4 protein-coding genes and 1 tRNA gene are annotated in these 2858 nt (G+C 44.1%); 3 read left to right on the top strand and 2 right to left on the bottom strand.

The window, feature by feature from the left end:
- The first annotated feature begins 140 nt into the window (after nucleotides 1-140).
- Nucleotides 141-213 (top strand) — tRNA-Gln (locus PX636_RS10355).
- 1 nt (nucleotide 214) lies between these two features.
- Here the strand turns inward: PX636_RS10355 and PX636_RS10360 are convergent.
- Entirely contained in the window at nucleotides 215-1264 is a 1050-nt protein-coding gene (locus PX636_RS10360) for an AI-2E family transporter (protein ID WP_288117047.1), read from the bottom strand.
- A 21-nt stretch (nucleotides 1265-1285) separates the two neighbouring features.
- Nucleotides 1286-1459, bottom strand: coding sequence for a hypothetical protein (locus PX636_RS10365; RefSeq protein WP_002799164.1), 174 nt, complete (start codon nucleotides 1457-1459; stop codon nucleotides 1286-1288).
- 291 nt (nucleotides 1460-1750) lie between these two features.
- Between PX636_RS10365 and PX636_RS10370 the strand changes: the two genes are divergently transcribed.
- Nucleotides 1751-2152 carry an FHA domain-containing protein gene (locus tag PX636_RS10370; protein WP_012265729.1) on the top strand — a complete coding sequence of 134 codons (402 nt, stop codon included), beginning with the start codon at nucleotides 1751-1753 and terminating at the stop codon, nucleotides 2150-2152.
- 154 nt (nucleotides 2153-2306) lie between these two features.
- Entirely contained in the window at nucleotides 2307-2699 is a 393-nt protein-coding gene (locus PX636_RS10375) for a DUF4278 domain-containing protein (protein ID WP_002799162.1), read from the top strand.
- Nucleotides 2700-2858 lie beyond the last annotated feature (159 nt).

Raw genomic sequence — 2858 nt, forward strand, 5'->3', positions numbered from 1 at the left:
CACACCCCACACCCCAAACCCCACACCCCAAACCCTGCCCCCACGAAAAACTTTTTGCCGCAAACCCTAAGTAAAAAATTTTTATCAACTTCTTGACAAAACCGGGGAGATAAATGCTAATATTAAAAAGGTCTGTCCAATGGGGATTAGCCAAGCGGTAAGGCAGCGGGTTTTGGTCCCGCCATTTCCTAGGTTCGAATCCTAGATCCCCAGTTTAGTATTTTTTATCCCTAAGCCGCCAATGGTCGAGAATATCCTTGATCAAAGCTTCCTTTAGCCAAATACGACCGATAAGCGTCAGGGGAACCGCCAGAAATAGCCCTAAAAAGCCAAAAATCGAGGCAAAAAACAACTGGGCCAACAGGGTAAAAGCGGGTAAGAGCCTGAGCGACCGCACTGTTAAAATCGGCAGCGGTGAATGACGGTCGAAATATTGAATTAACAGATAAATACTGCTGTAGAGTAGTAAAACCGCCCAGGGTTGCCAGGGAGCTTCCAGAAGGGCGATAGAAAAGGGTAAAATCGTGCTTAAAACTGGCCCGAGGTTGGGGATAAAGGTGAGAAATCCCGCGAGAATAGATTGGGAAAAAGCGAGGGGAATGCCGATCAGGGATAGACCCAGGCAACTACCCAAGGTCATAATCAACATATGACAGAAAATCCCTTTCAGCCAAGCTTTTAAATCTCGATCGCACTGTTCTAGGATCGATCGTACCCTAGAACGGTAGAAAGCAGGAAATAAACGCAGAAAACAACGGTAGTAAGCGGCAGGATCGGCGAGAATCATCAAGCCCAGGGCAACAATTAGCAGTAAGCTGAGGATAATGCCGAAAGTACCGTAAAAAATGCTTAAACCCCGCCCAGCAATTTGGTTAATCAGGGGTTGTAATTGAGCGAGCAGTGTTTTAAAGTCCGGTAAGACACTGGCCAGACTAGGATCGAGATAATCCTCAAGACTATGGACTTGTCCCCAGAGTCTTTCTATAGCTTGGGGTAATAAACTAAATAATTGGCGAAATTGTTGGACTAAAGCGGGTATAATCCCCACAAAAATACCGATAATACCAATAAAGAAGCCAAAAAGAGTGATAATTAGGGCGTAGGAACGCTTGAGGTGATGACGCTGCCACCAAGTCACAGCCAAATTTAAAATCTGAGCCAGAAGAATCGCCATCAATAATAATAAGAGAATCTGTCGAATCTGCCAGAGAATCAACAGACAAAAGACTAACAGAACTAAACCGAGGCTGCTGCCAAAAGTCATGATGAGTAAGGAGAAAAATTCCTAATCAGTTATTGTCCGTCTCCAGAGGGCAAAAACCGTGAGCAGAAAAGGAGTAAAAACCAGAATTAAAGTGTTAAGAGGACTGGGAGCGATCGATAATAAAGGGGCAAGATATTTAATTCCCAGGGAAATCAAAGCCGATATCAAGATTATTTTTATAATCAAGCCGCTCATAGATCAATGTTTAGGTGACACAAGCACTATCTTATCCCTGAACAGGTTAAAAATTGCTGAAAATGTGGAAATCATACCCCATCAGTTTTATTAATACTAGGGCGAAGTGGCTAGATTTTCTGGGGGAGGTCGGTTCAGAGGGAACAGGAAAGTGTGAGACAATAGAAAGAAAAGGCTTAGTCAAGTAACTAGAGATTTTCATTGCTAGGACTTAAGACTTAATGGCAAGGATGAATCTTGACAGCAAGATTTACCCTGTCCACCGCCCCTATCGTGCCGCCAATAGTCACCGTGATCACTTTAACTCTTTTACACCCCAGTCAAGCCACGTCCCTACAACATTGGCAATTTGACAATGATCAATCAACCATTCTCATCGGCAGGGCGCTGGATAATCATGTAGTTCTCTATAGTGCTGTGGTTTCGAGGCGGCACTTAGAAATCCGCCATAATGATGATCACGATGATTGGGAATTGGAAAATTTAGGGGCAAATGGGACGTTTGTCAATGGCAAACCGATCGAGAAAACCGCCGTCGTCGATGGTATGGTGGTTCGTTTAGCCACCTCTGGCCCGCAAATTCAAATTCGTCTCATCGATGAGGACGAGCAACCAAAATTAATCCTCAAACCCCTAGAGGCTCCTTTGGTGGGCGACCAAATCCAGCCAGAAAAGGATACTATCGCCAGCTAGAAAATATTAAATTTTTATAAAGTTTTTTCAATTTCCCTAACAAAATGTAAAAATAGATACAGAATAATAAATAAGATCTTTTCATTTGTTGTCCCTATATAGGGACGACAAGGGGGATTAAAGTCACTTTAAAGCATTGCAGGGAGTCGGTGATATGACGTTAGCCTATCGAGGAGTTAAGTACGAAAGGGATTCTCTCCCCTTGGAGATGAAGACCGGAGATATCGGCGGTAAATACCGAGGTCAAGACTGGAATCACCATTATCCTCGCCATATGCTCCAATTAGAGCCGAAACTGCATCGTCAGTATCGTGGAGTTGCCTACAGCACCCGTCCTCATCTTGCTGGGCAAGTCACCCCAAACAGTTGTCCGTTGCCCGTTGTCAAACCCCCTGTTGTTGTCCAAGAGGAAACCCTTTCTAGCATCCATCTGAACAATATTCGTCGTCGTCTGGAACGTCGTTTACAAATCGCTCAAGAGAATGGTGATGAAACCCTCGTTAATCTCTTGAAAAAAGAATCCCAAGACTTAGCCTTAAACTGCTAGATTAGCGGTTTTTCTCCACTTTCCCCTCGGTTCTGCCGGGGGGAATATTTTTGGGCGCAAAAATGCCCAAATCTTCCCCCCGCTCACTCCCAGGGCCGGCACTTTTTGATTTTAAAAAAGCCTCAAGATATTATCCAACAAGATTTTTAGATTTATTCA

Origin of the sequence: Microcystis sp. M53598_WE2, assembly GCF_030067735.1 — a bacterium.
Classification (GTDB): Bacteria; Cyanobacteriota; Cyanobacteriia; order Cyanobacteriales; family Microcystaceae; genus Microcystis; species Microcystis aeruginosa.

What these genes read in the sequence shown, in the direction of transcription:
- PX636_RS10375 (WP_002799162.1), top strand. Translation starts at nt 2,307, where the DNA reads ATGACGTTAGCCTATCGAGGAGTTAAGTACGAAAGGGATTCTCTCCCC.
- PX636_RS10365 (WP_002799164.1), bottom strand. Translation starts at nt 1,459, where the DNA reads ATGAGCGGCTTGATTATAAAAATAATCTTGATATCGGCTTTGATTTCC.
- PX636_RS10360 (WP_288117047.1), bottom strand. Translation starts at nt 1,264, where the DNA reads ATGACTTTTGGCAGCAGCCTCGGTTTAGTTCTGTTAGTCTTTTGTCTG.